Source organism: Micromonospora sp. PRAS1 (assembly GCF_059553435.1).
The window spans coordinates 231636-257662 of the sequence record NZ_JCANNB010000001.1 but is presented as its reverse complement, the minus strand read 5'-3'; the positions used below and the strand labels follow the sequence as shown (position 1 = coordinate 257662).

23 protein-coding genes are annotated in these 26027 nt (G+C 70.5%); 21 read left to right on the top strand and 2 right to left on the bottom strand.

What is annotated here, in order from left to right; genetic code table 11:
* The 18 genes from AC507J_RS01195 to AC507J_RS01110 all read left to right on the top strand — a co-directional run bounded on the left by AC507J_RS01195 (position 1) and on the right by AC507J_RS01110 (position 19929).
* Complete coding sequence (locus tag AC507J_RS01195; RefSeq protein WP_496287148.1) at positions 1-711, top strand: demethylmenaquinone methyltransferase; 711 nt, start codon at positions 1-3, stop codon at positions 709-711.
* 58 nt (positions 712-769) lie between these two features.
* Complete coding sequence (locus AC507J_RS01190; RefSeq protein WP_496287147.1) at positions 770-979, top strand: hypothetical protein; 210 nt, start codon at positions 770-772, stop codon at positions 977-979.
* Positions 980-1180: 201 nt separating this feature from the next.
* The gene (locus AC507J_RS01185) at positions 1181-2455 is read left to right on the top strand and encodes a geranylgeranyl reductase family protein (RefSeq protein WP_496287146.1); all 1275 of its coding nucleotides are present in this window, start codon (positions 1181-1183) and stop codon (positions 2453-2455) included.
* A 99-nt stretch (positions 2456-2554) separates the two neighbouring features.
* On the top strand, positions 2555-2920 hold the full coding sequence (locus AC507J_RS01180; RefSeq protein ID WP_496287145.1) for an NADH-quinone oxidoreductase subunit A: 366 nt from the start codon (positions 2555-2557) through the stop codon (positions 2918-2920).
* 13 nt (positions 2921-2933) lie between these two features.
* The gene (locus AC507J_RS01175) at positions 2934-3611 is read left to right on the top strand and encodes a NuoB/complex I 20 kDa subunit family protein (protein ID WP_496287144.1); all 678 of its coding nucleotides are present in this window, start codon (positions 2934-2936) and stop codon (positions 3609-3611) included.
* Positions 3608-4339 (top strand): NADH-quinone oxidoreductase subunit C, encoded by a 732-nt coding sequence (locus AC507J_RS01170; protein WP_496287143.1) that lies wholly within the window; start codon positions 3608-3610, stop codon positions 4337-4339. The genes AC507J_RS01175 and AC507J_RS01170 overlap by 4 nt, the downstream gene beginning before the upstream one ends.
* A complete protein-coding gene (locus AC507J_RS01165; RefSeq protein WP_496287142.1) occupies positions 4336-5661 on the top strand; it encodes an NADH-quinone oxidoreductase subunit D in 1326 nt (441 codons plus the stop codon). The genes AC507J_RS01170 and AC507J_RS01165 overlap by 4 nt, the downstream gene beginning before the upstream one ends.
* Positions 5658-6692: an NADH-quinone oxidoreductase subunit NuoE gene (gene nuoE, locus AC507J_RS01160; RefSeq protein WP_496287141.1), complete on the top strand. Its 1035-nt coding sequence runs from the start codon at positions 5658-5660 to the stop codon at positions 6690-6692. The genes AC507J_RS01165 and nuoE overlap by 4 nt, the downstream gene beginning before the upstream one ends.
* Positions 6689-8005 (top strand): NADH-quinone oxidoreductase subunit NuoF, encoded by a 1317-nt coding sequence (gene nuoF, locus AC507J_RS01155; protein WP_496287140.1) that lies wholly within the window; start codon positions 6689-6691, stop codon positions 8003-8005. Before nuoE ends, nuoF begins: the two co-directional genes overlap by 4 nt.
* A complete protein-coding gene (locus tag AC507J_RS01150; RefSeq protein ID WP_496287139.1) occupies positions 8005-10500 on the top strand; it encodes an NADH-quinone oxidoreductase subunit G in 2496 nt (831 codons plus the stop codon). The genes nuoF and AC507J_RS01150 overlap by 1 nt, the downstream gene beginning before the upstream one ends.
* Entirely contained in the window at positions 10497-11843 is a 1347-nt protein-coding gene (gene nuoH, locus AC507J_RS01145; protein ID WP_496287138.1) for an NADH-quinone oxidoreductase subunit NuoH, read from the top strand. The genes AC507J_RS01150 and nuoH overlap by 4 nt, the downstream gene beginning before the upstream one ends.
* Position 11844: 1 nt before the next feature.
* Positions 11845-12486: an NADH-quinone oxidoreductase subunit NuoI gene (nuoI, locus tag AC507J_RS01140; RefSeq protein ID WP_496287137.1), complete on the top strand. Its 642-nt coding sequence runs from the start codon at positions 11845-11847 to the stop codon at positions 12484-12486.
* Entirely contained in the window at positions 12483-13253 is a 771-nt protein-coding gene (locus tag AC507J_RS01135; protein WP_496287136.1) for an NADH-quinone oxidoreductase subunit J, read from the top strand. Before nuoI ends, AC507J_RS01135 begins: the two co-directional genes overlap by 4 nt.
* Positions 13250-13567, top strand: coding sequence for an NADH-quinone oxidoreductase subunit NuoK (nuoK, locus tag AC507J_RS01130; protein ID WP_341718573.1), 318 nt, complete (start codon positions 13250-13252; stop codon positions 13565-13567). Before AC507J_RS01135 ends, nuoK begins: the two co-directional genes overlap by 4 nt.
* A 12-nt stretch (positions 13568-13579) precedes the next feature.
* Positions 13580-15538 carry an NADH-quinone oxidoreductase subunit L gene (gene nuoL, locus AC507J_RS01125; protein WP_496287135.1) on the top strand — a complete coding sequence of 653 codons (1959 nt, stop codon included), beginning with the start codon at positions 13580-13582 and terminating at the stop codon, positions 15536-15538.
* A 79-nt stretch (positions 15539-15617) separates the two neighbouring features.
* Entirely contained in the window at positions 15618-17150 is a 1533-nt protein-coding gene (locus AC507J_RS01120) for an NADH-quinone oxidoreductase subunit M (protein WP_496287134.1), read from the top strand.
* A 52-nt stretch (positions 17151-17202) separates the two neighbouring features.
* Positions 17203-18753, top strand: a complete 1551-nt coding sequence (gene nuoN / locus AC507J_RS01115; protein WP_496287133.1) for an NADH-quinone oxidoreductase subunit NuoN — start codon at positions 17203-17205, stop codon at positions 18751-18753.
* A gap of 111 nt (positions 18754-18864) precedes the next feature.
* A complete protein-coding gene (locus AC507J_RS01110; RefSeq protein ID WP_496287364.1) occupies positions 18865-19929 on the top strand; it encodes a polyprenyl synthetase family protein in 1065 nt (354 codons plus the stop codon).
* Positions 19930-20027: 98 nt separating this feature from the next.
* Here the strand turns inward: AC507J_RS01110 and AC507J_RS01105 are convergent, their stop codons facing one another.
* Positions 20028-21230: an MFS transporter gene (locus AC507J_RS01105; RefSeq protein ID WP_496287132.1), complete on the bottom strand. Its 1203-nt coding sequence runs from the start codon at positions 21228-21230 to the stop codon at positions 20028-20030.
* 154 nt (positions 21231-21384) lie between these two features.
* On the opposite strand from AC507J_RS01105, the gene AC507J_RS01100 reads away from it, so the two are divergent.
* Positions 21385-22167, top strand: coding sequence for an IclR family transcriptional regulator (locus tag AC507J_RS01100; protein ID WP_496287131.1), 783 nt, complete (start codon positions 21385-21387; stop codon positions 22165-22167).
* 205 nt (positions 22168-22372) lie between these two features.
* On the opposite strand, the gene AC507J_RS01095 is transcribed toward AC507J_RS01100, so the two are convergent.
* On the bottom strand, positions 22373-24520 hold the full coding sequence (locus AC507J_RS01095) for a PhoX family protein (RefSeq protein WP_496287130.1): 2148 nt from the start codon (positions 24518-24520) through the stop codon (positions 22373-22375).
* Positions 24521-24737: 217 nt separating this feature from the next.
* On the opposite strand from AC507J_RS01095, the gene AC507J_RS01090 reads away from it, so the two are divergent.
* Both AC507J_RS01090 and AC507J_RS01085 read left to right on the top strand, forming a co-directional pair.
* Positions 24738-25253, top strand: coding sequence for a sigma-70 family RNA polymerase sigma factor (locus tag AC507J_RS01090; RefSeq protein WP_111243615.1), 516 nt, complete (start codon positions 24738-24740; stop codon positions 25251-25253).
* Positions 25250-25948, top strand: coding sequence for a zf-HC2 domain-containing protein (locus tag AC507J_RS01085; protein WP_496287129.1), 699 nt, complete (start codon positions 25250-25252; stop codon positions 25946-25948). Before AC507J_RS01090 ends, AC507J_RS01085 begins: the two co-directional genes overlap by 4 nt.
* Positions 25949-26027 lie beyond the last annotated feature (79 nt).

Sequence of the window (26027 nt, the reverse complement as noted above, 5' to 3'; positions counted from 1 at the left end):
GTGAGTCGTAACCCCCAGGGCCAGCGCGCCAGCCTGGACAAGCAGCCGCACGAGGTCGCCGCGATGTTCGACGGCGTGGCGGCCCGCTACGACCTGACCAACACCGTGCTCTCCTTCGGCCAGGACCGGTTCTGGCGGCGGGCCACCCGGGCCGCGCTCGAACTGCGACCCGGTGACCGGGTGCTCGACGTGGGCGCGGGCACCGGCGTCTCCACCGAGGAACTGGCCCACTCCGGGGCGTACGCGGTCGGTGCCGACCTCTCCCTCGGCATGCTGAACGCCGGCAAGCGGGTCCGGCCACAGGTGCCGTTGCTGGCCGGGGACGCCCTACGGCTGCCCTTCGCCGACGGCAGCTTCGACGCGGTGACCATCTCCTTCGCGTTGCGCAACGTCAACGACACCGACGCGGCGCTGCGCGAGCTGGCCCGGGTGACCCGGCCGGGCGGGCGGCTGGTGGTCTGCGAGTTCAGCACGCCGGTCAACCCGGCCTTCCGCACCGTCTACCTGTCGTACCTGATGCGTTCGCTGCCGGCGGTGGCGCGGGCCGTCGCCAGCAACCCCGACGCGTACGTCTATCTCGCCGAGTCGATCCGGGCCTGGCCGGACCAGTCCGCCCTGGCGGCCCGGATCGGGGCGGCAGGTTGGCGGCGGGTGGCGTGGCGCAACCTGACCGGCGGGGTGGTGGCGCTGCATCGGGCGATCCGGGACTGAACCTGATACTTATAGCAATGTCCTGATTTGGGGGTAATGACCGCGTAGGCTGGCCGGCATGACGGATCCGAAGGACGTGGCCAGCGGCGATGCGGCGGAGCTGGTCGACCAGCTCCGCGAGTTGGCCGGCGCGGATCCCGCCGACGTCCGCCAGGTGGTCTCCGAGGTGCTCGCGGCCCTGGACCGCGCCGCCGGTGGCACGCTGCGCGAGCACCTTCCGGAAACCATCCGCGCTGGCTTGGACGCCGTCACCCCCACTCCCTCCTGACGCCCCCATTCACCGATATTGATCAAGGGGTTTGCGTCGGGAGCGGCGCGAACTCCGACGCAAGGCGCGGCCCGAAGAGGGTGTGGAGGGCGCTGAGGAGGGGTTAGGTTGCCCTAACAAGGCGAGCGTATGCCGTCGGTCATAGACTCGTCCCGGCTGGCTTGTGAAGCATTTCACGAGCAGGCGGGGAGGAGGCGCGAAATGACCGCGGTGGAGAACGACGCCGACGTGATCGTCGTGGGCGCCGGTCCCGGTGGCTCGGCGACCGCGTACCACCTGGCGCGGCACGGCGTACGCGTGCTGCTGCTGGAGAAGACCGAGTTTCCCCGGGAGAAGGTCTGCGGTGACGGGCTGACCCCGCGTGCGGTGCGGCAGCTGATCCGGATGGGCGTGGACACCTCGCCCGAGGCTGGCTGGCTGCACAACCGTGGCCTGCGGGTGATCGGCGGCGGGGTCCGGCTGGAGCTGGACTGGCCCGATCTGGCCAGCTTCCCGAACTACGGCCTGGTGCGTACCCGGCTGGACTTCGACGACCTGCTGGCCCGGCAGGCGGTGGGCGCGGGTGCCACGCTGCGGACCAGCGTCAACGTCATCGAGCCGGTGCTCGACGACAGCGGTCGGGTGATCGGGGTGCGGGCCGAGGAGGGCCCGGACAAGGCGCCGGCCACCTTCCACGCACCGCTGGTGGTCGCCGCCGACGGCGTCTCCGGGCGGTTCCCGCTCGCCCTCGGGCTGGCCAAGCGCGAGGACCGGCCGATCGGGGTGGCGGTGCGCCGCTACTACCGTTCCGAGGTCCGGCACAACGACGACTACCTGGAGTCGTGGCTGGAGCTGCGGGCCAAGGGCACAAACGAACTGCTGCCCGGCTACGGCTGGATCTTCGGCCTCGGTGACGGCCGGGTCAACGTCGGACTCGGCATCCTCAACTCGTCGTCGGCCTTCGGTAAGACCAACTACCGGCGGCTGCTCACCGACTGGTTGGCCAACACCCCGCCGGAGTGGGGGATGGCCGACGAGGCGAACGCCGAGGGTTCGATCCTCGGTGCGGCGCTGCCGATGGGCTTCAACCGGGTGCCGCACTACACCCGGGGAGTGCTGCTGGTCGGCGACTCCGGCGGGATGGTCAACCCCTTCAACGGCGAGGGCATCGCGTACGCGATGGAGTCGGGCGAACTGGCCGCGGAGGTCGCGGTGCAGGCCCTGGCGCGGCCGGCTGGCGCCGAGCGGGAGCGGGCGCTGATGGCGTACCCGCAGGAGCTGAAGACCCGGTTCGGCGGTTACTACCGGCTGGGCGGGATCTTCGTGAAGCTGATCGGCCGGCCGGAGATCATGCGCGTCGCGACGAAGCACGGCATGCCCCATCCGACGCTGATGCGCTTCGTGCTCAAGCTGCTGGCAAACCTCACCGACCCCCGGGGCGGTGACGCGATGGACCGGGTGATCAATGCGATGACCCGGGTCGCGCCGGCGGTCTAGGGCGCAAGTTCGACCCCCGCCGAAGGTCGCCGGGTGGGATGTGAATAGTGTGAATTTCGCCAACGAACGAGGGCAGGGAAGGACGAGCAGGAGAAGAAGATGTCGCTCTCGCCTTACGTACCCATCATCGGGCTGTTCGCCCTCGCCGCGGCCTTCGCGCTGTTCTCGATAGCCGCCGCCCGGTTCGCCGGCCCGCGTCGCTACAACAGGGCCAAGCTCGACGCCTACGAGTGTGGGATCGAGCCTAGCCCGGAACCGATCGGTGGAAACCGGTTCCCGGTCAAGTTCTACCTGACGGCGATGCTCTTCATCGTCTTCGACGTGGAAATGATCTTCCTTTACCCGTGGGCGGTCTCCTTCGACATGCTGCCGGTGTTCGGATTCGTCGCCATGTTGGTGTTCATCGGTGCGGTCTTCGTCGCGTACGCCTATGAGTGGCGTCGCGGCGGCCTGGACTGGGACTGAGGGAGGAACCGCAATGGGTATCGAGGAGAAACTTCCCGCCGGTGTCCTGCTCACCTCGGTGGAGAAGCTGGTCAACTGGTCGCGCAAGTCATCGGTCTGGGGTGCCACCTTCGGCCTGGCCTGCTGCGCCATCGAGATGATGGCCGCCGGTGGCCCGCACTACGACATGGGCCGGTGGGGCATGGAGGTCTTCCGGGCCTCGCCCCGGCAGGCCGACCTGATGATCGTCGCGGGCCGGGTGAGCCAGAAGATGGCCCCGGTCCTGCGCCAGATCTACGACCAGATGGCCGAGCCCCGCTGGGTGCTCTCCATGGGCGTCTGTGCCAGCAGCGGCGGCATGTTCAACAACTACGCCATCGTGCAGGGCGTCGACCACGTCGTGCCGGTCGACATGTACCTCCCCGGTTGCCCGCCCCGGCCGGAGATGCTCATCGACGCGATCCTCAAGCTGCGCGAGAAGATCGGCCACGAGCCGCTCGGGCCGAACGGTCGCAAGATGCTTGCCGCCCGCGAGGCGCGTGGTGACGTGCCGGTGGTGCCGTACGGCTCGATGCCGTCGTCGTACCGCAGCGACAAGGCCCGTCGTGCCGAGTGGACGAAGGCCGTCCGCGAGGGCCGCGAGGAGCAGCTGCGGATCGAGAACTGGATGAAGACCCAGAACCACCTCCAGCCGTACCGGGGGATCAAGTGACTGACTCCAAGCCCACCACCGGTGGCGTGCCGGTCCCGGTGACGCCGGCCGGTGCCACCAGCGGCGCGCCCGCCGAGCTGCCACCCTCCAGCCCGGCGGGCCGGGGCATGTTCGGCAACCAGGGCAGCGGTGACGTCTCTGGCTTCGGCGGCCTGGTCCGCCAGCACCAGCCGCTTGTGGACTCGCCCCGGCCGTACGGCGGCTACTTCGACGAGGTCCGCGACGCGCTGGAGGAGGCGTACCCGGCCTTCGGCGAGGCAATCGAGCACGTGGTGGTCGACCGGGGTGAGCTGACCCTGCACATCCGCCCGGAGCGGATCGCCGAGGTCTGCCAGGTGATGCGGGACGACCCGGCGCTGCGCTTCGAGCTCTGCTCCTCGGTCTCCGGTGTGGACTACCTGGGCGCGGACGAGCGCCGGTTGCACGTGGTCTACCAGCTCACCTCGATGACCTACCGGCGGCGGGTACGGCTGGAGGCTGCGGTCACCGCCGAGGATCCGCACCTGCCCAGCGTCACCTCCGTCTACCCGACGGCCGACTGGCAGGAGCGGGAGGCGTACGACATGTTCGGCGTCGTCTTCGACGGCCACCCGGCGCTGACCCGGATCCTGATGCCGGACGACTGGGAGGGTCACCCGCAGCGCAAGGACTACCCCCTCGGCGGCGTGCCCGTGGAGTACAAGGGCGCCGAGATCCCGCCGCCCGACAAGCGGAGGTCTTACCAGTGACTTCGTCGAACTACGCGACCGAACGGGAAACCACCGAGGGGCGGGTCTTCACCGTCACCGGCGGGGACTGGGACGACGTGGTGTCGGGCGTCGACCCGATCAACGAGGGTCGGATCGTCGTCAACATGGGCCCGCAGCACCCGTCCACGCACGGCGTGCTCCGGCTGGTGCTCGAACTGGAGGGCGAGACGGTCCGGGAGGCCCGCTCGGTCATCGGCTACCTGCACACCGGCATCGAGAAGAACCTGGAGTACCGCAACTGGGTCCAGGGTTCGACCTTCGTGACCCGGATGGACTACCTCTCCCCGATCTTCAACGAGACGGCGTACTCGCTGGCGGTGGAGAGGCTGCTCGGCATCGAAGACGACGTGACCGAGCGGGCCAACACCATCCGGGTGCTCATGATGGAGCTGAACCGGATCTCCTCCCACCTGGTCTGGGTGGCCACCACCGGCATGGAGCTGGGTGCCATCTCGATCATGCTCTACGGCTTCCGGGAACGCGAGTACATCCTGGAGATCTTCGAGCTGATCACCGGCCTGCGGATGAACCACGCGTACGTCCGGCCGGGCGGGGTCGCCCAGGACGTGCCGGATGAGGCGATCGTCAAGATCCGCGAGTTCCTCAAGATGATGCCGAAGCGGCTCAAGGAGTACGAGGACCTGCTCTCCGGCCAGCCGATCTGGCTGGAGCGGACGAAGAACGTCGCGGTGCTCGACGTGACCGGCTGCGTGGCGCTCGGCGTCACCGGGCCGGTGCTGCGTTCGGCGGGCCTGGCCTGGGACCTGCGCAAGACGATGCCGTACTGCGGCTACGAGACGTACGAGTTCGACGTGCCGACGCACCCCGACGGCGACGTCTGGGGCCGTTACCTGGTCCGGATGGCCGAGATGCGCGAGTCGCTCAAGATCGTTGAGCAGGCGCTCGACCGGCTCAAGCCCGGCCCGGTGATGGTCGCCGACAAGAAGATCGCCTGGCCGGCGCAGCTGGCCATCGGCGTGGACGGCATGGGCAACTCGCTGGAGCATGTCGCCAAGATCATGGGTCAGTCGATGGAGTCCCTGATCCACCACTTCAAGCTGGTGACGGAGGGCTTCCGGGTGCCGCCGGGCCAGGTGTACGTCGGCATCGAGTCGCCCCGCGGCGAGCTGGGCGTGCACGCGGTCTCCGACGGCGGGACCCGGCCGTACCGGGTGCACTACCGGGAGCCGAGCTTCGTCAACCTCCAGGCCCTGCCGGCGATGGCCGAGGGTGGCCTGATCGCCGACGTGATCGCCGGCGGCGCCTCGCTGGACCCGGTAATGGGAGGTTGTGACCGGTGACTGTCTTCACTGACGAGACGCGGGCCCGGGCTCGGGAGATCATCGCCCGTTACCCGGCCGACCGGTCCCGCTCGGCGCTGCTGCCCCTGCTGCACCTGGTGCAGTCCGAGGAGGGTTACGTCTCCCCGGCCGGCGTGGCGTTCTGCGCCGAGGTGCTCGGCCTGAACAAGGCCCAGGTCGGCGCGGTGGCCAGCTTCTACACCATGTACAAGCGCCGGCCCACCGGCGACTGGCTGGTGAGCGTCTGCACCAACACCATGTGCAACGTGCTCGGCGGGCAGGAGGTCTACGACGCCCTCACCGAGCACCTCGGCGTCGGGCACGACGAGACCACCGCCGACGGGAAGATCACTCTGGAGCACGCCGAGTGCCTGGCGGCCTGCGACTACGGCCCGGTCATGACCGTCAACTACGACTTCTTCGACGGGGTCGACCCGCAGACCGCGGTGGGCCTGGTCGACGAGTTGCGGGCCGGTAACCGGCCCACCCCGAGCCGGGGTGCCCGCCTCTGCACGCTCAAGGAGATGGCAGTCCAGCTCGCCGGTTTCGCCGACGAGCGGGAAGAGGCGGTCGCCGACGGCGTACCGGGCGAGCCCAGCCTGCGCGGGCTGCGGCTGGCCCAGCAGCACGGCATCTCGGCGCCGGGCTTCGACCCGAACACCCCGATCCGCAGCGGCCAGGCCGGCGAGAAGCCGGCCCCGGCCACCCCGGCGAAGGCGGCACCGACCGGCAGCACCGCGCCGGACGTGCCGGCCCCGGACCGCAAGTCGCCGCAGGTGCGTACGGCCGAGACGCGGCAGCCGGACGCGCAGACCGCGGTGCCGGACGCGCCCGGCACGAAGGCACCTGTCGACGGTGCGCCACCGGCGCCGCGCGACGCGCAGGCCGCGGCGGCTGCCGGTGCGGCGGCGAACGTGCCCGCCGGTGACGCCAAACCTGCCGGCGACGACGCCGAGGCGCAGGAGCGCAACCTCAGGGAAGCGGAGTCGAGCACCACCGGCTCCGCGAACGACAAGGGGGGTCAGCAGTGACCACGCCTCGGCCGGAAACCCTGGCCAAACTGACGCCGGTGCTCACCAAGCGCTGGCTGTCGCCCGATGCCTGGCGGCTCGGCACCTACGAGAAGCTGGACGGCTACGCGGCGCTGCGCAAGGCGGTCAAGGCGCACCCGGACGACCTGATCCAGCTGGTCAAGGACTCCGGGCTGCGCGGTCGCGGCGGCGCCGGCTTCCCGACCGGTCTCAAGTGGGGGTTCATCCCCCAGGGCGACGGCAAGCCGCACTACCTGGTGGTCAACGCCGACGAGGGCGAGCCGGGCACCTGCAAGGACCTGCCGCTGATGACCCACGACCCGCACTCGCTGGTCGAGGGCGTGATCATCGCGTCGTACGCGATCCGGGCCAACCGCGCCTACATCTACATCCGGGGCGAGGCGGTGCACGCCGCCCGCCGGCTGCGCAACGCGGTGAACGAGGCGTACGCCAAGGGTTACCTCGGGCGGAACATCCTCGGCTCCGGCTTCGACCTGGACCTGGTGGTGCACTCGGGTGCCGGGGCGTACATCTGCGGCGAGGAGACGGCGCTGCTCGACTCGCTGGAGGGCTTCCGGGGGCAGCCGCGGCTGCGTCCGCCGTTCCCGGCGACCCACGGCCTGTACGCCAGCCCGACGGTGGTCAACAACGTCGGCACCATCGCCAGCGTGCCGTACATCGTGCTGGGCGGCGCGGACTGGTGGAAGTCCATGGGTACCGAGAAGTCCGCCGGGCCGATGATCTACTCGCTCTCCGGCCGGATCGCCAACCCGGGCCAGTACGAGTGCGGCCTCGGCATCACGCTGCGGGAGCTGATCGAGCTCGCCGGTGGCATGCAGCCGGGCCACAACCTGAAGTTCTGGACGCCGGGCGGCTCGTCCACCCCGCTGCTCACCGCCGAGCACCTGGACGTGCCGCTGGACTTCGAGGGGGTGGCCGCCGCCGGTTCGATCCTCGGCACCACCGCCACCCAGATCTTCTCCGACCAGGACTGCCCGGTCTACGCGACCTACCGGTGGCTGGAGTTCTACCACCACGAGTCGTGCGGCAAGTGCACCCCGTGCCGGGAGGGCAACTACTGGATGGTCCGGGTCTACCGGCGGATCCTCGCCGGCCAGGGCACCCAGGCCGACCTGGACACCCTCCTCGACACCTGCGACAACATCCTCGGTCGCTCGTTCTGCGGCCTGGGTGACGGTGCCACCAGCCCGGTGACCTCGTCGCTTAAGTACTTCAAGCAGGACTACCTCGACTACATCGAGGGACGGACTGCGCCCAAACTGTCGGAGAAGACCCTCGTAGGGGCCCACTGATGACCGACGTTGCCAAGTCCACCGAGACGGTCACGCTCACCATCGACGGCGTCGAGGTCACCGCCCCCAAGGGAGCGCTGCTGATCCGCGTCGCCGAGCAGATCGGCACCGAGATCCCCCGGTTCTGCGACCACCCGCTGCTGGCGCCGGCCGGTGCCTGCCGGCAGTGCCTGGTGGAGGTGGAGGGGCAGCGTAAGCCCGTCGCCTCCTGCACCCAGACGGTCGCCGACGGCATGGTGGTCCGTACCCAGCTCACCTCTCCGGTCGCCAAGAAGGCGCAGGAGGGGATCATGGAGCTGCTGCTGGTGAACCACCCGCTCGACTGCCCGATGTGCGACAAGGGCGGCGAGTGCCCGCTGCAGAACCAGGCCATGTCGACCGGGCGCACCGACTCCCGGTTCCACGAGCACAAGCGGGAGTACCCGAAGCCGCTGCCGATCAGCACCCAGGTGCTGCTCGACCGCGAGCGCTGCGTGCTCTGCCAGCGCTGCACCCGGTTCTCCGAGGAGATCGCCGGCGACAAGTTCATCGACCTGATGAACCGCTCCTCGGCCGAGGAGATCAACATCTACCGGGACGAGGCGTACGGCGAGGAGGGCGACGAGGGCGACGTCCCGTTCAACTCGTACTTCTCCGGCAACACCGTGCAGATCTGCCCGGTCGGCGCGCTGACCGGCACCCAGTACCGGTTCCGCGCCCGCCCGTTCGACCTGGTCTCCAGCCCGAGCGTCTGCGAGCACTGCTCGGCCGGCTGCGCGCAGCGCACCGACTGGCGCCGGGGCAAGGTGCTGCGTCGGCTGGCCGGCGACGACCCGCAGGTCAACGAGGAGTGGAACTGCGACAAGGGTCGCTGGGCCTTCCAGTACACCCGCGCCGCCGACCGGCTCACCACCCCGCTGGTCCGCGACCAGCGCACCGGTGAGCTGCGCGAGGCCTCCTGGAGCGAGGCGCTCAGCGTCGCCGCCGAAGGGCTGCGCGCCGCCCGGGACGGCGGCCAGGGTGTCGGGGTGCTCACCGGTGGCCGGCTGACCGTCGAGGACGCCTACGCGTACGCCAAGTTCGCCCGGGTCGCGCTGCACACCAACGACATCGACTTCCGGGCCCGCCCGGTCTCCCGCGAGGAGGCCGACTTCCTGGCCAGCACGGTCGCCGGCAGCACCGACGTCACCTACGCCGACGTCGAGAAGGCGCCGGCCGTGGTGCTTGTCGGCCTGGAGCCAGAGGAGGAGTGCCCGATCCTCTTCCTGCGGCTGCGCAAGGCGTACCTGAAGAACAAGCTGAAGGTGTACGCGATCGCGCCGTTCGCCACCCGCGGCCTGGAGAAGCTCGGTGCCAAGCTGGCCCGGGTGGTGCCGGGCGAGGAGGCCGGCGTGCTCGCCGAGCACGCCACGGTCGCCGAGGCGCTCAGCGCCGAGGGCGCGATCCTGTTCGTGGGCGAGCGGCTGGCCAGCGTGCCGGGTGGGCTCTCCGCCGCCGCCGAGGTGGCCGCCCGGACCGGCGCCAAGCTGGCCTGGGTGCCGCGCCGCGCGGGTGACCGGGGTGCCGTGGACAGCGGCTGCCTGCCCAACCTGCTGCCCGGCGGGCGCCTGGTCACCGAGCCGACCGCCCGCGCCGAACTGGGCGAGGCGTGGGACATCCCGGCCGGGGTGATCCCGAGCCAGGCCGGTCGGGACACCGACGGCATCCTCTCCGCCGCGGCCTCGGGCCAGCTCGGCGCGCTGGTGGTGGCCGGGGTCGACCCGGCCGACCTGGCCGACCCGCGCCTGGCCGAGCAGGCCCTGGACGCGGTGCCGTTCCTGGTCAGCCTGGAGCTGCGGGCCAGCGCCGTGACCCGCCGGGCGGACGTGGTCCTGCCGGTCGCGCCGGTGGTCGAGAAGTCCGGCAGCTTCCTGGACTGGGAGGGCCGGCTGCGGCCGTTCGACGCGGTGCTGGAAACCGCCGCGATGACCGACGGCCGGGTGCTCGACGCGCTTGCCGCGCAGCTGGACGTGCGGCTGGGCACCGGAGACGTGCTGAGCGTCCGGCGCGAGCTGGGTGGCCTGCCGGTGACCCGGATGGAGCGCCCCACCGCACCGTCGATCGCACCGGGTCCGGTGCCGCAGCCGGCTGCCGGCGAGGCGGTCCTGTCGACCTGGCACCAGCTGATCGACCTGGGCAGCCTCACCGACGGCGACGAGTACCTGGGTGGCACCGCCCGCCCGCCGGTGGTCCGGCTGGGCAAGGGCACCGCGGAGGCGCTCGGCGTCGCCGACGGTGACCCGGTGACGGTGGGCACCGACCGGGGTGCGCTCACCCTGCCGGCGGCGATCACCGAGATGCCGGACGGCGTGGTCTGGCTGCCCACCAACTCGCCCGGCGCGACCGTGCGGCGCAGCCTGGGCGCGACCTCCGGCGCGCTGGTGCGGATCTCCGCGCCCGGCGCGACCGAGCCGGTCGCCGCCGACGCGGCGGACCGTCCGGGTCCGCTTCTCAACTCCTCCGGGGGTGTCGCATGAATCCGCTCGCCCAGGCGCCGTCGTTGACCGACTTCGGCCACGACCCGTGGTGGCTGGTCCTCGGCAAGATCGTCTTTGCCTTCGTCGTCGCCCTGCTCGGCACGCTGCTCGGTGTCTGGTTCGAGCGGCGGGTCGTCGGTTTCATGCAGGTGCGGCCCGGCCCGAACCAGCTCGGTCCGTTCGGTCTGCTCCAGACGCTCGCCGATGGCCTGAAGATGGCCTTCAAGGAGGACATCCTCCCGAGGGCGGCGGACAAGGTCATCTACTTCTTCGCCCCGGCGATCTCGGTGATCTGTGCGGTCACCGCGCTGTCGGTGATCCCGTTCGGCCCAATGGTGAGCATCTTCGGCCACCAGACCCCGTTGCAGGTCACCGACGTGCCGGTGTCGGTGCTGGTGGTGCTGGCGCTCTCGTCGCTTGCGGTGTACGGCATCGTGCTCGCCGGCTGGGCCTCCGGCTCGACCTACCCGCTACTGGGTGGGCTGCGCTCCACCGCCCAGCTGATCTCGTACGAGGTGGCCCTGGGGCTCTCCATCGTGGCGGTGTTCATGCTCGCCGGCACGATGTCGACGAGCGAGATCGTGGCCGCCCAGGGCAACGGCGTCACGCTGAGCCTGTTCGGCTTCGACATCCCGGGTCCGGGCTGGTACGCGCTGCTGCTCTTCCCGAGCTTCGTGGTCTTCTTCATCTCCATCGTCGGTGAGACCAACCGGCCGCCGTTCGATCTGCCGGAGGCGGAGTCGGAGCTGGTGGCCGGCTTCATGACGGAGTACAGCTCGCTGAAGTTCGCGCTGATCATGCTCAGCGAGTACGTGGCGATGGTGACCATGTCGGCCTTCACCGTGACGCTCTTCCTGGGCGGCTGGTACGCGCCGTGGCCGATCAGCATCTGGTCGGGCGCCAACTCCGGTTGGTGGCCGATGCTCTGGTTCTTCGGCAAGGTCATCCTGCTGGTCTTCGTCTTCGTCTGGCTGCGCGGCACGCTGCCCCGGCTGCGGTACGACCAGCTGATGCGTCTCGGCTGGAAGGTGCTGATCCCGATCAGTCTGGTCTGGGTCGTGGCCCTGGCCTGGCTGCGCACCATCGACGACTGGGAGACCCGGAGCCGGCTGCTCGCCATCGGCATCCCGGCCGGCCTGCTGCTGCTGGCCGCGCTGCTCTGGCCGACCCGCAAGCCGCAGCCGAAGCCGACCCTCGCCGAGCAGGTCGAGAATCGGCCGCCGGGCAGCTTCCCGCTGCCCCCGATGGATCTTCAGGTACCACCGAGCCCGCGCACCCGGCGCATGGTCGCCGAGCGGGAGCCGGCAAACGTTCCCGCCGGCCAGGACTCCGAGGAGGTGTGACGTGGGCGCGATCACCGGAACGTTCAAGGGCTTCGGGGTCACCTTCTCGCACATGTTCAGGAAGGTCGTCACCACCGACTACCCGTTCAAGCCGCCGACGCCGGCCCCCCGTTACCACGGGCGGCACATCCTCAACCGGCACCCGGACGGCCTGGAGAAGTGCATCGGCTGTGAGCTGTGCGCCTGGGCCTGCCCGGCGGACGCGATCTATGTCGAGGGTGGCGACAACACCGACGAGCAGCGGTTCTCGCCGGGCGAGCGATACGCCAGCATCTACCAGATCAACTACGCCCGCTGCATCTTCTGCGGGCTCTGCATCGAGGCCTGCCCGACCCGCTCGTTGACGATGAGCAACGAGTACGAGCTGGCCCGGGACAACCGGCAGGACCTGATCTTCACCAAGGAGCAACTGCTCGCGCCGCTGCTGCCCGGGATGGAGCAGCCGCCGCACCCGATGCGCCTGGGCGACAGCGAGAAGGACTACTACGTCGGCAGCCTGACCAACCCGGGCACTTCGGCCGGTGCCGAGCGCTCGCCGATGGGGCCGGGCCGCTACCAGGTGGACGAGCACCCGGGCGTCACCTTCCCCGGTGCCGAGCAGGCCGCCCAGCGCGCCGCAGCGGAAAAGGGAGAGACGGCATGACCACGTCGACGGTGCTCGCCGCTGCGGGGGCGGTCTCCGGCGGCGAGGCGGTGACCTTCTGGATCCTCGCCCCGCTGGCGCTGGCCGGCGGGATCGGCATGGTCGCCGCCCGCAACGCCGTGCACTCGGCGCTCTGGCTGGTGCTGACCATGCTCAGCCTGGGCGTGTTCTACGTGCTCCAGGCGGGGCCGTTCATCGGCATGGTGCAGATCATCGTCTACACCGGCGCGATCATGATGCTCTTCCTGTTTGTGCTGATGCTTGTGGGCCGGGACGCCTCGGACTCGTTGATCGAGGTGTTGCGCGGGCAGCGGATCGCCGCGATCGGCCTGGGGATCGGCTTCGCCGCCCTGCTCGGCAGCGGGGTCTACCGGGCCACCGAGGGCACCACCCCGGTCGGGCTGGAGCAGGCCAACGCGGGCGGCAACGTGCAGGGCATCGCCCGGCTGCTCTTCACCGACTACGTCTTCGCGTTCGAGCTCACCGCCGCGCTACTGATCACCGCGACCATCGGCGGCATGATCCTGGCGCACGTTGAGCGGCGCAAGGAGGACAAGCGCGACCAGGTCGCCACCATGAAGGCCCGCTTCGCGCCCGGCAACTACCCCGGTCCGAAGCCCGGTCCGGGTGTCTTCGCCACCTCCTCGTCGGTCGCCACCCCGGCCCGCCTGCCGGACGGCCGGCTCAGTGACCGGAGTACGCCGGACATCCTGCCGGTCCGCGAGCTGACCGCCGAGGAGAACACCTTGAAGGGCACTGAAAAGTGAGCGACTTCTTCTCGGTCGAGCCGAACTACTACCTGGTCCTCGCGGCGGCGCTGTTCACCATCGGGGCCGCCGGGGTGCTGGTCCGGCGCAACGCGATCGTGCTGTTCATGTGCGTGGAGCTGATGCTCAACGCGGCCAACCTGGCGCTCGTCACGTTCAGCCGGATGAACGGTGACCTGAACGGCCAGATCATGGCGTTCTTCGTGATGGTGGTGGCGGCGGCCGAGGTCGTGGTCGGGCTGGCCATCATCATGGCGATCTTCCGCTCCCGGCGCTCCGCCAGCGTCGACGACGCCAACCTGCTGAAGTACTAGAGGGGCCCACCGGTGGACGAAATCTTGACGTACGCCCAGGCTGCTCCGGCCGAGACGGTCTCGTACGCGACGGCCGACGGCCTGCTGAGCAGCGTCTGGCTGCTGGTGGCGATCCCGCTGGTCAGCGCGACGGTGCTGCTGCTGCTCGGCCGGCGGGCCGACCGTTGGGGGCACTGGCTCGGGGTGGCCGCCGTCGGTGCCGCGTTCGTGCTCGGGCTGAGCTACTTCCTCGGGCTGCGTGGCCTGGAGAACAGGTCGGTCGAGCTGAGTCTCTGGGACTTCATCGTGGTCGGCGGGCTGCACGTCGACTTCGGTCTGCTCTTCGACCCGCTGGCCGGGGTCTTCGTCCTGCTGATCACCGGCGTGGGCTTCCTGATTCACCTGTACGCGGTCGAGTACATGGCACACGACCCGGGCCGGCGGCGGTTCTTCGCCTACTTCAACCTCTTCATCGCGGCCATGCTGTTGCTGGTGCTCGGCAACAACTACGTGATGCTCTACTTCGGCTGGGAGGGCGTCGGCCTGGCGTCGTACCTGCTGATCTCCTTCTGGTACACCAAGCCGGCCGCGGCCACCGCCGGTAAGAAGGCGTTCCTGATGAACCGGGTCGGCGACGCCGGCCTGGCGATCGCCATCTTCATCATGTTCGCCACCCTGGGCACCACCCAGTACAGCGAGGTGTTCAACAACGTCGGCGCGCTGACCGGTGGCACCGTGCTGGTGCTCGGCCTGCTGCTGCTGCTCGGCGCGGCCGGCAAGTCCGGCCAGTTCCCGCTCCAGGCGTGGTTGCCGGACGCGATGGAGGGCCCGACCCCGGTGTCGGCGCTCATCCACGCCGCGACGATGGTCACCGCGGGCGTCTACCTGATTGCCCGCTCCAACCCGGTCTTCTCGGCCAACAGCACGCTGCAACTGGTGGTGGTAAGCGTCGGCGCGCTTACCCTGCTGCTCGGCGCGATCATCGGCTGCGCCAAGGACGACATCAAGCGGGTGCTGGCCTGGTCGACGGTGAGCCAGATCGGCTACATGTTCCTCGGTGTCGGGCTCGGCGGTGCGGCGTACGCGCTGGCCATCGTGCACCTGCTGGCGCACGGCTTCTTCAAGGCCAACATGTTCCTCGGTGCCGGCTCGGTCATGCACGGCATGAAGGACCAGGTGGACATCCGCCGCTTCGGCGGCCTGTCGAAGTACATGAAGATCACCTGGTTGACCTTCGGCGCCGGCTGGCTGGCCATCATCGGCATGTTCCCGTTCTCCGGTTACTTCTCCAAGGAGCCGATCATCGCCGCCGCCTTCGAGCGGGACGACTGGACGGCCTGGCTCTTCGGTGGGGCGGCGGTGCTCGGTGCCGGGCTGACCGCCTTCTACATGACCCGGCTCTTCGTGCTCACCTTCCACGGGCCGAAGCGGTGGACCACGGACATCGAGCACCCGCACGAGTCCCCGCCGCTGATGACCATCCCGCTGATCCTGCTCGGCATCGGCTCGCTCGGCGCAGGTTGGCTGCTGGCCACCTCGGTCCCCGACTGGCTGACCGCAACCGCCGGCCTCGGCGCGGTGGAGGCGCACCACGAGGCGGTGCTGCCGCACTGGGCGATCGTGGTGTTGTCGCTTGGCGTCACCGTGCTCGGCGCGGTGCTGGGCTGGTTCCTGTTCCGCAACGGCACGGCGATCACGCCGCAGCCGGCCGGGGTGCTGGTCACCGCGGCCCGCAAGAACCTCTACACCGACACGGTGAACGAGGCGGTCTTCGAGAAGCCGGGCATCTTCCTCACCCGGGCGCTTGTCTACCTGGACAACCGGGGCATCGACGGGCTGGTCAACGGCCTGGCCGCCGGGGTCGGCGGTGGCTCGGGTCGGCTCCGGCGACTCCAGACCGGTTTCGTCCGGTCGTACGCCACCTCGATCCTGACCGGCGCGCTGCTGGTGGTGGCCGCGTTCCTGGCGGTCCAGGCGGGGTGGTTGGCGTGATCGACCTGAACAGGCCGAGAGCTTCTCAGGCGGCCGTCGCCGGCGGACCGCGCATCGACGACGGAGGTAAGGCCGCATAATGTCCGACTTCCCGTTCCTCTCGGTGCTCACCGCGGCGCCGCTGGTCGGCGCAGTGGTGGTCGCCCTCCTGCCGCGCAGCCGGCCGACGCTTGCCAAGCAGGTCGCGCTCGGCTGGTCGCTGCTGGTGCTGGCGCTGTCGGTGGTCATGTGGTTCACCTGGCAGGTGAACGGCGACCGCTTCCAGTTCCGCGAGTCGTACCCGTGGATCCCCAACTGGGGCGTCAACTTCACCTTCGCCGCCGACGGCATCGCGCTTGTCATGCTGATGCTGATCGCGGTGCTGGTGCCGCTGGTGATCCTGGCCTCCTGGCACGACGCCGAGTCCTCGAAGCGTTCGGTGCCCGCCTACTTCGCGCTGCTGCTCGTCCTCGAGTGCACGATGCTCGGCGTCTTCGCCGCCGCCGACGTCTTCCTGTTCTACGTGTTCTTCGAGGTCATGCTGGTGCCGATGTACTTCCTCATCGGCAGCTACGGCGGCCACCAGCGGCAGTACGCGGCGGTCAAGTTCTTCCTCTACTCCCTGGTGGGCGGCCTGTTCATGCTGGCCGCGGTGATCGGCCTCTGGGTGGTCGGCGGGAAGACCTTCGACTGGGTGGCGCTGTCCCAGGTGGACATCTCCACCGGTGCCGAGCGCTGGCTGTTCCTCGGCTTCTTCGTCGCCTTCGCCATCAAGGCGCCGTTCTTCCCGTTCCACACCTGGCTGCCGGACGCCGGTGGCGCGGCCCCGGCCGGTGCCGCCGCGCTGCTGGTCGGCGTGCTGGACAAGGTCGGCACGTTCGGCATCATCCGCTACTGCCTGCCGCTCTTCCCGGACGCGGCCCAGTGGTTCGCGCCCTGGGCGCTGGGCCTCGCGGTGATCGGCATCATCTACGCCGCGCTGCTGGCGGTCGGGCAGAACGACCTGAAGCGGCTGGTGTCGTACACGTCGATCGCCCACTTCGGCTTCATCGGCGTGGGTATCTTCGCCTTCACCACCCAGGCCGGTACGGGCGCGGTGCTCTACATGGTCAACCACGGCCTCGCCACCGGCCTGCTCTTCCTGGTGGTGGGCATGCTCATCGCGCGCCGGGGTTCGGCCCTGGTGAGCGACTTCGGTGGTGCCGGCAAGCTGGTCCCGGTGTTGGCCGGGGTGCTCTTCTTCGCCGGTCTCGCCTCGCTGGCGCTGCCCGGCACCGCGCCGTTCGTCTCCGAGTTCCTGGTGCTGATCGGCACCTTCACGGTGAACAAGCCGGTCGCGGTGATCGCCACGCTCGGCATCATCCTGGCTGCCGCGTATGTGCTGTGGATGGTGCAGCGCACCACGCAGGGCACCCTGAACCCGGCGCTTACCGAGATCGACGGCATGAAGCGTGACCTCAACCTGCGGGAGAAGTTCGTCGTCGCCCCGCTGATCGCGCTGATCGTGCTCTTCGGGTTCTACCCGAAGCCGCTGACGGACGTGATCAACCCAGCCATTCAGGCGACCATGGAGGACGTCGGCCGCACCGACCCGGCCCCGTCGGTAGACAGCGTCCAGGAGGCAAGCCGGTGAGCGCGAGGAGTGAGCTTGCGAGCCCCGCAGTCGCGAACGGAAGGTTGGCACGGTGACCGACTTCGTACTGCCACCGATCGACTACGTGGCACTCGCACCAATTCTGATCATGATGGGCGCGGCGGTGCTCGGGGTGCTGATCGAGGCGTTCGTGCCCCGGCGGCTGCGGCACCCGATCCAGCTGCCGCTGGCGCTGCTGGCGGTGCTCGCCGCGCTGACCATGGTGGTGTTCAACGCCGACAAGCGCATGATCACCATCGGGGTGATCGCCATCGACGGTCCCACGCTGTTCCTGCAGGGCGCGATCCTGGCCCTCTCGGCGTTGGCGCTGCTGCTGGTCGGTGAGCGGGCGATCGAGCGGGGTGGCGCGTTCGTCGCTCAGGCGGCCATCACCGCCGACTCGCCGGACGACCGGCGGCAGGCCGCGAACGCGGGCGGGGCGGGCGAGGTCTACCCGCTGCTCACCTTCGCCGTCGGCGGCATGCTGATCTTCGTCTCGGCGAACGACCTGCTGACCATGTTCATCGCGTTGGAGGTCTTCTCGCTGCCGCTCTACCTGCTCTGCGCGCTGGCCCGTCGCCGGCGGCTGCTGAGCCAGGAGGCGGCGATGAAGTACTTCCTGCTCGGCGCGTACGCCTCGGCCTTCTTCCTGTTCGGTCTGGCGCTGCTCTACGGCTTCACCGCCGGTCTGGGCGACCGCCAGGCGGGGGTCGACTTCGCCACCATCCACGCGGCGGTGGCCAACTCGACGCAGAGCCCGGTGCTGCTCTTCGCCGGCATGGCGCTGGTCGCGATCGGTCTGCTCTTCAAGGCGGCCGCCGCGCCGTTCCACGTCTGGACGCCGGACGTCTACCAGGGTGCCCCGACGCCGATCACCGGTTTCATGGCGGCCTGCACCAAGGTCGCCGCGTTCGGTGCGCTGCTGCGGGTGTTCCACGTCGCCTTCGAGGGCGCGCGCTGGGACTTCACCCCGGTCATCGGTGCGGTGGCGGTGCTCACCATGCTTGTCGGTGCGGTGCTCGCGGTCACCCAGACCGACATCAAGCGGCTGCTGGCGTACTCCTCCATCGCGAACGCCGGGTACCTGCTGGTCGGGGTGCTCGCACCGGGCCGGGAGGGGCTCTCCGGCACCATGTTCTACCTGGTCGCGTACGGCTTCACCGTGCTGGCCGCGTTCGCCGTGGTGACCCTGGTACGCGACGCAGACGGGGAGGCCACCCACCTGTCCCGCTGGGCCGGGCTCGGCCGGCGCTCGCCGCTCTACGCCTCGGTCTTCACCTTCATCCTGCTGGCCTTCGCCGGCATCCCGCTTACCAGCGGCTTCATCAGCAAGTTCGCGGTGTTCGCGCCGGCCCTGGACGGTGGGCACGCCTGGCTTGTGATCATCGGCGTGCTGACCAGCATGGTGCTGGCCTTCCCGTACCTGCGGGTCGTGGTGATGATGTGGCTCTCGGAGCCGGGTGAGGCGACTCCGACCGTCACCGTTCCCGGCGGGCTGACCTCGGCGGCGCTGGTGATCGGGGTGATCGCCACCCTGGTGCTCGGCGTCGTTCCGGGGCCGCTGCTCGAACTGGCCAGCGGCGCTGCGGACTTCGTCCGGTAGCGCCAGGTACCGATTCCGGCCGAGGGCCGGTCCACGCCTGTGGGCCGGCCCTCGCCGCGTATCCCCGGTCCGGTGCAGGTAGAGCCCGTGTGGCATGGTGGAGACGTGGTGATTCGGGGTGACGAGCGTTCAGGTGCCACCGGTCCCGGCGGTCGCCGGGACAGGCTCGGCGCGGGTCAGTTCGGCGCGCTCGGCCTTCATCTCGCCGACGCCCGCAGCGAGGATTCCGTGCTGGGGCTGCTGGAGGACGTCGAGGCGGAGCTGCGGGAGACCGTGGCCAGCGCCGATCCGTTCGTGACCGAGGCGGCCCGCCATCTGGTGGAGGCCGGCGGCAAGCGGTTCCGCCCGCTGCTGGTGGCGCTGGGTGCCCAGTTCGGCGATCCGGCCCGCGCGGAGGTCGTCTCGGCCGCCGTGGTGGTGGAGCTGACCCACCTCGCCACGCTCTACCACGACGACGTGATGGACGAGGCGTCGGTGCGTCGAGGTGCCCCGAGCGCCAACTCCCGCTGGACCAACTCGGTCGCCATCCTCGTCGGTGACTACCTCTTCGCCCGCGCTGCGGACGTCGCCGCCGAGCTGGGCCCCGAGGCGGTACGCCTCCAGGCGCGTACCTTCGCCCGGCTGGTGCACGGTCAGATCGCCGAGACCGTCGGTCCGCGCGCCGACGACCCGGTGGCGCACTACCTGCGGGTGATCGCGGAGAAGACCGGCTCGCTGATCGCCACAAGCGCACACTTCGGCGGCCTGTTCAGCGGGGCTACGCCGGAGCACGTGGCGGCGCTGGCCGGCTACGGCGAGACCATCGGGGTGGCGTTCCAGCTCTCCGACGACCTGCTCGACATCGCCAGCGAGTCGGCGGAGTCCGGCAAGACGCCCGGCACGGATCTGCGCGAGGGCGTGCCGACCCTTCCGGTGCTCTACGCCCTCGGGTCGGACGACGCGGATGCCGCGTCGGTGCGGCTGCGGGAGATCCTGGCCACCGGCGCACTGACCGACGACACCCTGCACGCCGAGGCGCTCGGCCTGCTTCGCGAGAGCCCGGCGCTCAAGCGCGCCCGCGAGACCGTCCGCAGCTACGCCGAGGACGCCCGCGCGCAACTCGCCCCGCTGCCGGACACTCCCGCCCGACGCGCCCTCGAATCCCTCTGCAACCACATCGCCGACCGCACCAACTAACCCCCCCACCCCCCCCACCCAGCGCAGCCCGCCCACCCAGCGCAGCGCGCTGATCATGAAGTTATTGCCGCGACACGCCGGCGACAGTGGTGACAACTTCATGATCGACCAGGGTGGATGAGGGGTTTGGCGGTGGGCAGGAGGCGGGTGGCGGTGAGCATCAGGGCGGCGGCCAGGAGCATGGCCACGGCCGCCGTGAGCCACATGGCGGGGTAGCCGGTGGTGGCGGCCAGGGGCCCCAGGGTGAGCGGGCCGAGGCAGCCGCCCGCGTACACCCCGGTCTGGGTGATCGAGGTGGCGGCGGCCGGGACCTGCGGATGCAGCCGGACCACGGCGAAGTTCATCAGCCCCGGCCAGGACCAGCCCAGGCCGAAGCCGAGCAGTACGCCGACCACCAGTGCCCCCGGGCCGGCCAGCGCGAGCAGGCCCAGGCCCCCGGCGCCGACGACCAGCATGCCGGCGATCACCGACACCTGCCCGCCGGAACGGCGGTCCGCCAACCAGCCGGCGCCGACCCGGGCGGCGACGCAGACCGCGCTGCCGAGGGTCAGGATGAGCCCGGCGAGAGCCGGTCCGAGGCCCCGGTCGACCGAGGCGTCCACCACGAAGGTGCCGAGCGCGTTCGCCGCCCCGGCGGCGAGCGTCGCGGCCACCCCGAGGACGACAAGCCCCGGCGTGACGCTGCCCGCCCGGCCGTCCGTCCGCCGCGGCGGCATCGGCCCCTGAGCCGGTACCGCGGGCAGGGTGGCCAGCGCGGCGACGGCGGCGGCCACGAACGCCCACCGCCAGCCGACGGTGAGCGCGAGGCCGGGCACTGCCGCGCCGGCCAGCAGGGTGGAGAACGGGATGGCGGCCTGTTTGACGCCGAACGACAGACCCTGCCGCCGGGTCGGGACCTGGCGGGCCAGCAGCGCGTTGCTGGCGAGCTGGCCGAGCGCGTTGGCGGTGCCGGCCACCGCCAGCAGGCCCACCAGCACCGGGTACGACCGGGCCAGCGTCGCCACGGCGAGCAGCGAGCCGGCCGCCACCAGGATGCCGGCGCGGGCCACCACGGCGCCGCCCCAGCGTTCGACCAGCGCTCCGGAGGGGACCGAGGCGAGTGCACCGACGCCGAAGTAGACCGCCACGACGACGCCGAGCCCGGCGGGGGAGAAGCCCAGCTCCTCGCGCATCTGGACGGCGAGACCACCGACCAGGAAGACCGGCAGTACGCAGGCGATGGTGACGGCGACGGCGACTGCGACCGCGCGTACGGGAGGTGCGACGGACGGGCCGGGGCGGATCGGGGCGGTGCGGGTCATGGTGTGGCCAACCTATGCCAGCCACCTTCCGGCAACGGAAAGTGCGGCCGAAATCACCTCGCGTATTCGATGATCTTGGATGCTCCACCCGATCAGGGATTTCGCGATGGACCGCTTTTTCATATGGTGTAAGTCCCCGGTGGCGGAGGTGGTTGTGCGTGACCCCCTGGCGGAACCTTCGGACCTGATCCGGAGCGTCTCCCGCGCACTGCGAGTGCTTGAGTCGGTCGGTCGTGCCCCGCGCGGCCTGACGGTGAAGCAGATCGCCCGACGCTGCGAGCTGACCGTGGCGACCACCTACCACCTCGTCCGCACCCTCGCGTACGAGGGTTACGTGATCCGCCGGGAGGACGGCACGTACATCGTGGGGTTGGAGGTCGCCGACCGCTACCGCGAACTGGTCGCCGCGTTCCGCGGTTCGCCAGCGGTCGGGGAGAACCTGCGCCGGACCGCCCTGGAGACCGGGTGGAGTCACTATCTCGGCCGGTTCGTGGGCGGTCAGGTGGCGGTCACCGCCGTGGCGGAGGGAAACCGCTCGCCGCACCTGGAGGAACTCATCCCGGGGTTCGACGAGGGGGCGCACGCCACCGCGCTCGGCAAGGCGCTGCTCGCCACGCTCACCGCCGAGCAGCGGCACCGTTACCTGCGCGAGTACGGCATGCGCCCGTTCACCAGCGCCACGCTGACCAGTCCCGAGGCGTTCGAGGCCGATCTGGCCGCCGGGGAGCGGCGCGGCATGCAGTTGGAGATGGGCCAGTACCGGCAAGGGGTGGCCTGTGCGGCGGTGCTGATCAGCCCGGACAAGGACATGGAGCGGCGCACGGTACTGGCCTGCGCGCTGCCGGCCAGCGAGATGATGACCTCCGCCCGGGTGGTCCGGACGAAGCTGCTCGCCGCCGCCCGTACGCTCGCCGACTGTCTGGCCGCCGAGACCTGATCCCGAGGCTGGAACTGAGACCTGATCCCGAGATGGGGTTGACGCGACCTGATCCCGAGGCCGGGTCACCGAGACCTGATCCAGGCGCCGGTGGCGTCGTCGGTCAGCACGCCGCGACGGCCCTCTCCCTGGTGGGAAGAGGGCCGTCGACCAGCGGTGGACGCCGGATGGGTCGGCTACCCGGTCCGCCGCCGGGCCTGCCGGGTCAGCTGCCGATGGGGCCGCCGTCGAGCCGCCAGGTGACCACCACGCCCGGCTTGGCGTAGTCGCCGTCGGGCCAGGTGGAGGCCGGGTTCTCGACCGTCGCGCCGGTGACCTCGCCGGGGTGCTGCACGGCCACGAAGACCGAACGGTTGTCGCCGGTGATGAACGGCCCGCAGGTCTCCGCGCCGTACGGCACGGTCAGGAACTGCTTCAGGTGGCCCCGCTCCGGCCCCTCCAGTGCGGTGGCGAAGAGGCCGTCGTTACTGCCGAGTGCGTTGCCGTCGGTGGAGATCCAGAGGTTGCCGGTGGCGTCGAAGGCCACGTTGTCCGGGCAGGAGATCGGCGAGACCTTGCTCTTGTCGTACCCGGCGAAGTAGGTCGACTCGTCCGCGGGGTCGCCGCAGACGATCGGCAGCGACCAGGCGAAGGTCTCGGCGGTGTTGTCTCCCCGGTCCTCGACCAGTTCGAGGATCTGCCCGTGCCGGTTGCCGGTACGCGGGTTGGCCTCGTCCGGCTTCGGGTTGCTGCCGACCCCCCGGTTGGTGTTGTTCGTCAACGCCACGTACACCTTGCCGGTGAGCAGGTTCGGCTCGACGTCCTCCGGTCGGTCCATCTTGGTCGCGCCGACCTGGTCCCCGGCGAACCGGGTGAAGGTGAGCACCTCGGCCGCACTCATCCCGGCCACGAACGACCGGTTGCCGCTGACCAGCTTGATCCAGCGGCCCCGGCCGTTGAACGCGCCGTCGCTGGGCAGCCGGCCGGAACCGTCGATCTCGTCGGCGCTGGTCTGCTCCAGCCTGGCGACGTAGAGCGTGCCGGATTCGAGCAGGGTCAGGTTGTGCCGGCGGGCGACCGGGGAGTTGCCCTTCATGAACTTCTGGTCCGAGACGAACTTGTAGAGGTAGTCGAAGCGCTCGTCGTCGCCCAGGTACGCGACCACGTGCCCGCTGCGGGCCACGATGACGTTCGCGCCCTCGTGCTTGAACCGGCCCAGCGCGGTGTGCTTGCGCGGGCGGCTCTGCGGGTCGTGCGGATCGATCTCCACGATCCAGCCGTGCCGGTTCGCCTCGTTCGGGTGCTTCGCCAGGTCGAAGCGGTCGGCGGCGCGGTCCCACCGGCGGCTGCCGCTCGGGTAGCGGGTGGTGGTGTTGATGCCGTAGCGGGCCAGCCTGGGCTTGTCCGCCTCCGGCGCGCCGTCGCCGCCGACGAAGTACTGGTTGAAGTTCTCCTCGCCGGAGAGCACGGTGCCCCAGGGGGTCACCCCACCGGCGCAGTTGTTCAGCGTGCCGATGACGGTGCGGCCCTTCGGGTCGGCGGCCGTCTTCAGGAAGGCCGAGCCGGCGGCCGGGCCGGTCAACTCGAACGGGCTGCTCAGCGCGTCGACCCGGCGGTTGTACGGGCGGCGGCCCGAGGCGACCGGTCGCCACTGGCCGGTGCCGGCCACCCGCTCGATCTCCAGCACGGACATGCCGTGCGCGGCCATCGCCACCCGAACCTGCTCGACGGTGAGCGCCTCCTGGCTGGTGAAGCCGGGGAACATCAGGTCCTCGTTTGTGTACTCGTGGTTGACCACGAGCAGCGCCCGGTTGCCGCCCTTGTCCAGCGGCAGCACGCCGACGAAGTCGTTGTTGTAGCCGAACTGCCGGGCCTGCGCCGCGGCCGTCTGCCGGCGCAGGTCGAACTTTGGCGCGCCGGGCACCACCGGGTCGCCCCAGCGGATCACCACGGCGTGGTCGTACCCGTTGGGCACCACGAAGCTGTCCAGGGTGTTCGGCGGGATCGGCTTGAAGGTCAGCGCGCCGCTGCCGATGCCCTTACCACCGCCACCGCCACCGCCACCGGCACCGACGCCGACGCCGGCACCGGCGGGCGGCAGCGGCGAGTTCGGTGCCGCACCGGCGGCACCCGCACCGGCCACCGCACCGGCCGTACCGCCGAGACCGAGCACCAGGGCGCCGACCGCGCCGGCGCGGACCACGCCTCGGCGGGAGACCTCGGCGCCGACCAGGTCACCGAGGTACGCGTTGTCGGAGGTGTTGGGTACCGGATGGTCACAGGCGTTGCCGCAGCGGTACAGGCAGGTCATGGCGTCGCGGCTGCCGTGGCGGGGGGTGGTCAGCAGCGGCAGCAGTCGGGGACGGTCGCTCATCGGCGGAACCTCCTGGGGTTGGGCGCACCGGCGCAGCTCACCGGCGTACCCGCCGGACGCTAGGAGGGCGTGGTGAGCGCGGGTCAGCCTCGGCCTGAACCGGCGATGAACTCCGCTGGGAATCCCATCTTGAGCTGGGGCTGAACCGATCGGCGTGACCGCACGTATCTCCCGTCGTAACGCCGCGCCCGCTCGTGACGAGAGCGAGGAGAGGACCATCAGCGACCACGACGCCCACCTGCTGCGCGCCCTGCACGACGAGCATGGCGAGGCGCTGTACACGCACGCCCTGCGGCTGGTCAACGGCGACCGGCAGCGGGCCGAGGACCTCGTACAGGAGACGCTGCTGCGGGCCTGGCGACATCCTGAGTCGCTCGATCCCCGTCGCGGCTCGGTGCGCGCCTGGCTCTTCACCACCGCGCGCAACCTGGCCATCGACGCCTGGCGGCGGCGCTCGACCCGGGTCGGCGAGGTCTACACCGACGAACTGCCCGAGCCGCCGGAGGTGGTCGACGAGACCGAACGCGCCGTCGAGGCGTGGACCGTGGCCGAGGCACTGAACCGGCTCAGCCCGTCCCACCGGGACGTCCTTGTCGAGTGCTTCTACCAGGGGCGATCGGTGGCCGAGGCGGCTTCCCGGCTCGGTGTTCCGCCGGGCACGGTGAAGTCCCGGACGCACTACGCCCTGCGCTCACTACGGTTGGTCCTGGCCGAGATGGGGGTGACCGGATGAGCCGCTGCGACTTCGCCTACGACGACGGGGCGTACGTGCTGGGCGCCCTCTCGCCCGCCGACCGAGCGGCCTACGAACGGCACCTGGTCGACTGTCCGGCCTGTCAGCAGTCGGTCTCCGAGATCGCGGTACTGCCCGGCCTGCTCGGCCGGTTGGACCCGGCCAGCCTGGAACAGTTCCTCCCGCCGCCGGAGAACCCCCGGGTGCCCGAACTGCTCAGCGCGGCCCGGGAGCGTCGCCGCCGCGAGCGGCAGGCAAACCGCCTCCGGTACGCGGTCACCGGCCTGGCGGCGGCCGCGTTCGCCCTGATCGTCGGCTTCGGCGTGGCGACGGTGCTGCCCGGTGAACAGCCGGCCGCCCCGCCGTCGGTGGCCCAGCCGCGGATGGTCGAGATGGAGCCGGTGGCCGGCGTGGTGCCGGTGCACGCCGAGATCGGCTTCCGGGGCACCGACTGGGGTACCGAGGTGACAATGCACTGCGGGTACGACGAGCGGACCGGCTACGGCAAGGCGCACGCCTTCCGGCTGGTGGCGCACGCCGCGGACGGCAGGACGGAGCAGATCGGCTCGTGGCGGGCCGCTCCCGGCGACGACCTGCGGATCACCGGCTCGACCCAGTTCACAAACGCCGAGCTGGTACGGCTGGAACTGATCCGCGCCGACGGCACCCCCGTCCTCGCCTACGACGTGCCCTGATCTCCGGTCCCGGTCCGGCGGCTGTCCTGGCGTCGCGGTGCCGTGGTGTCGTCGTGTCGTGGTGTCGCGGTGTCGTGGT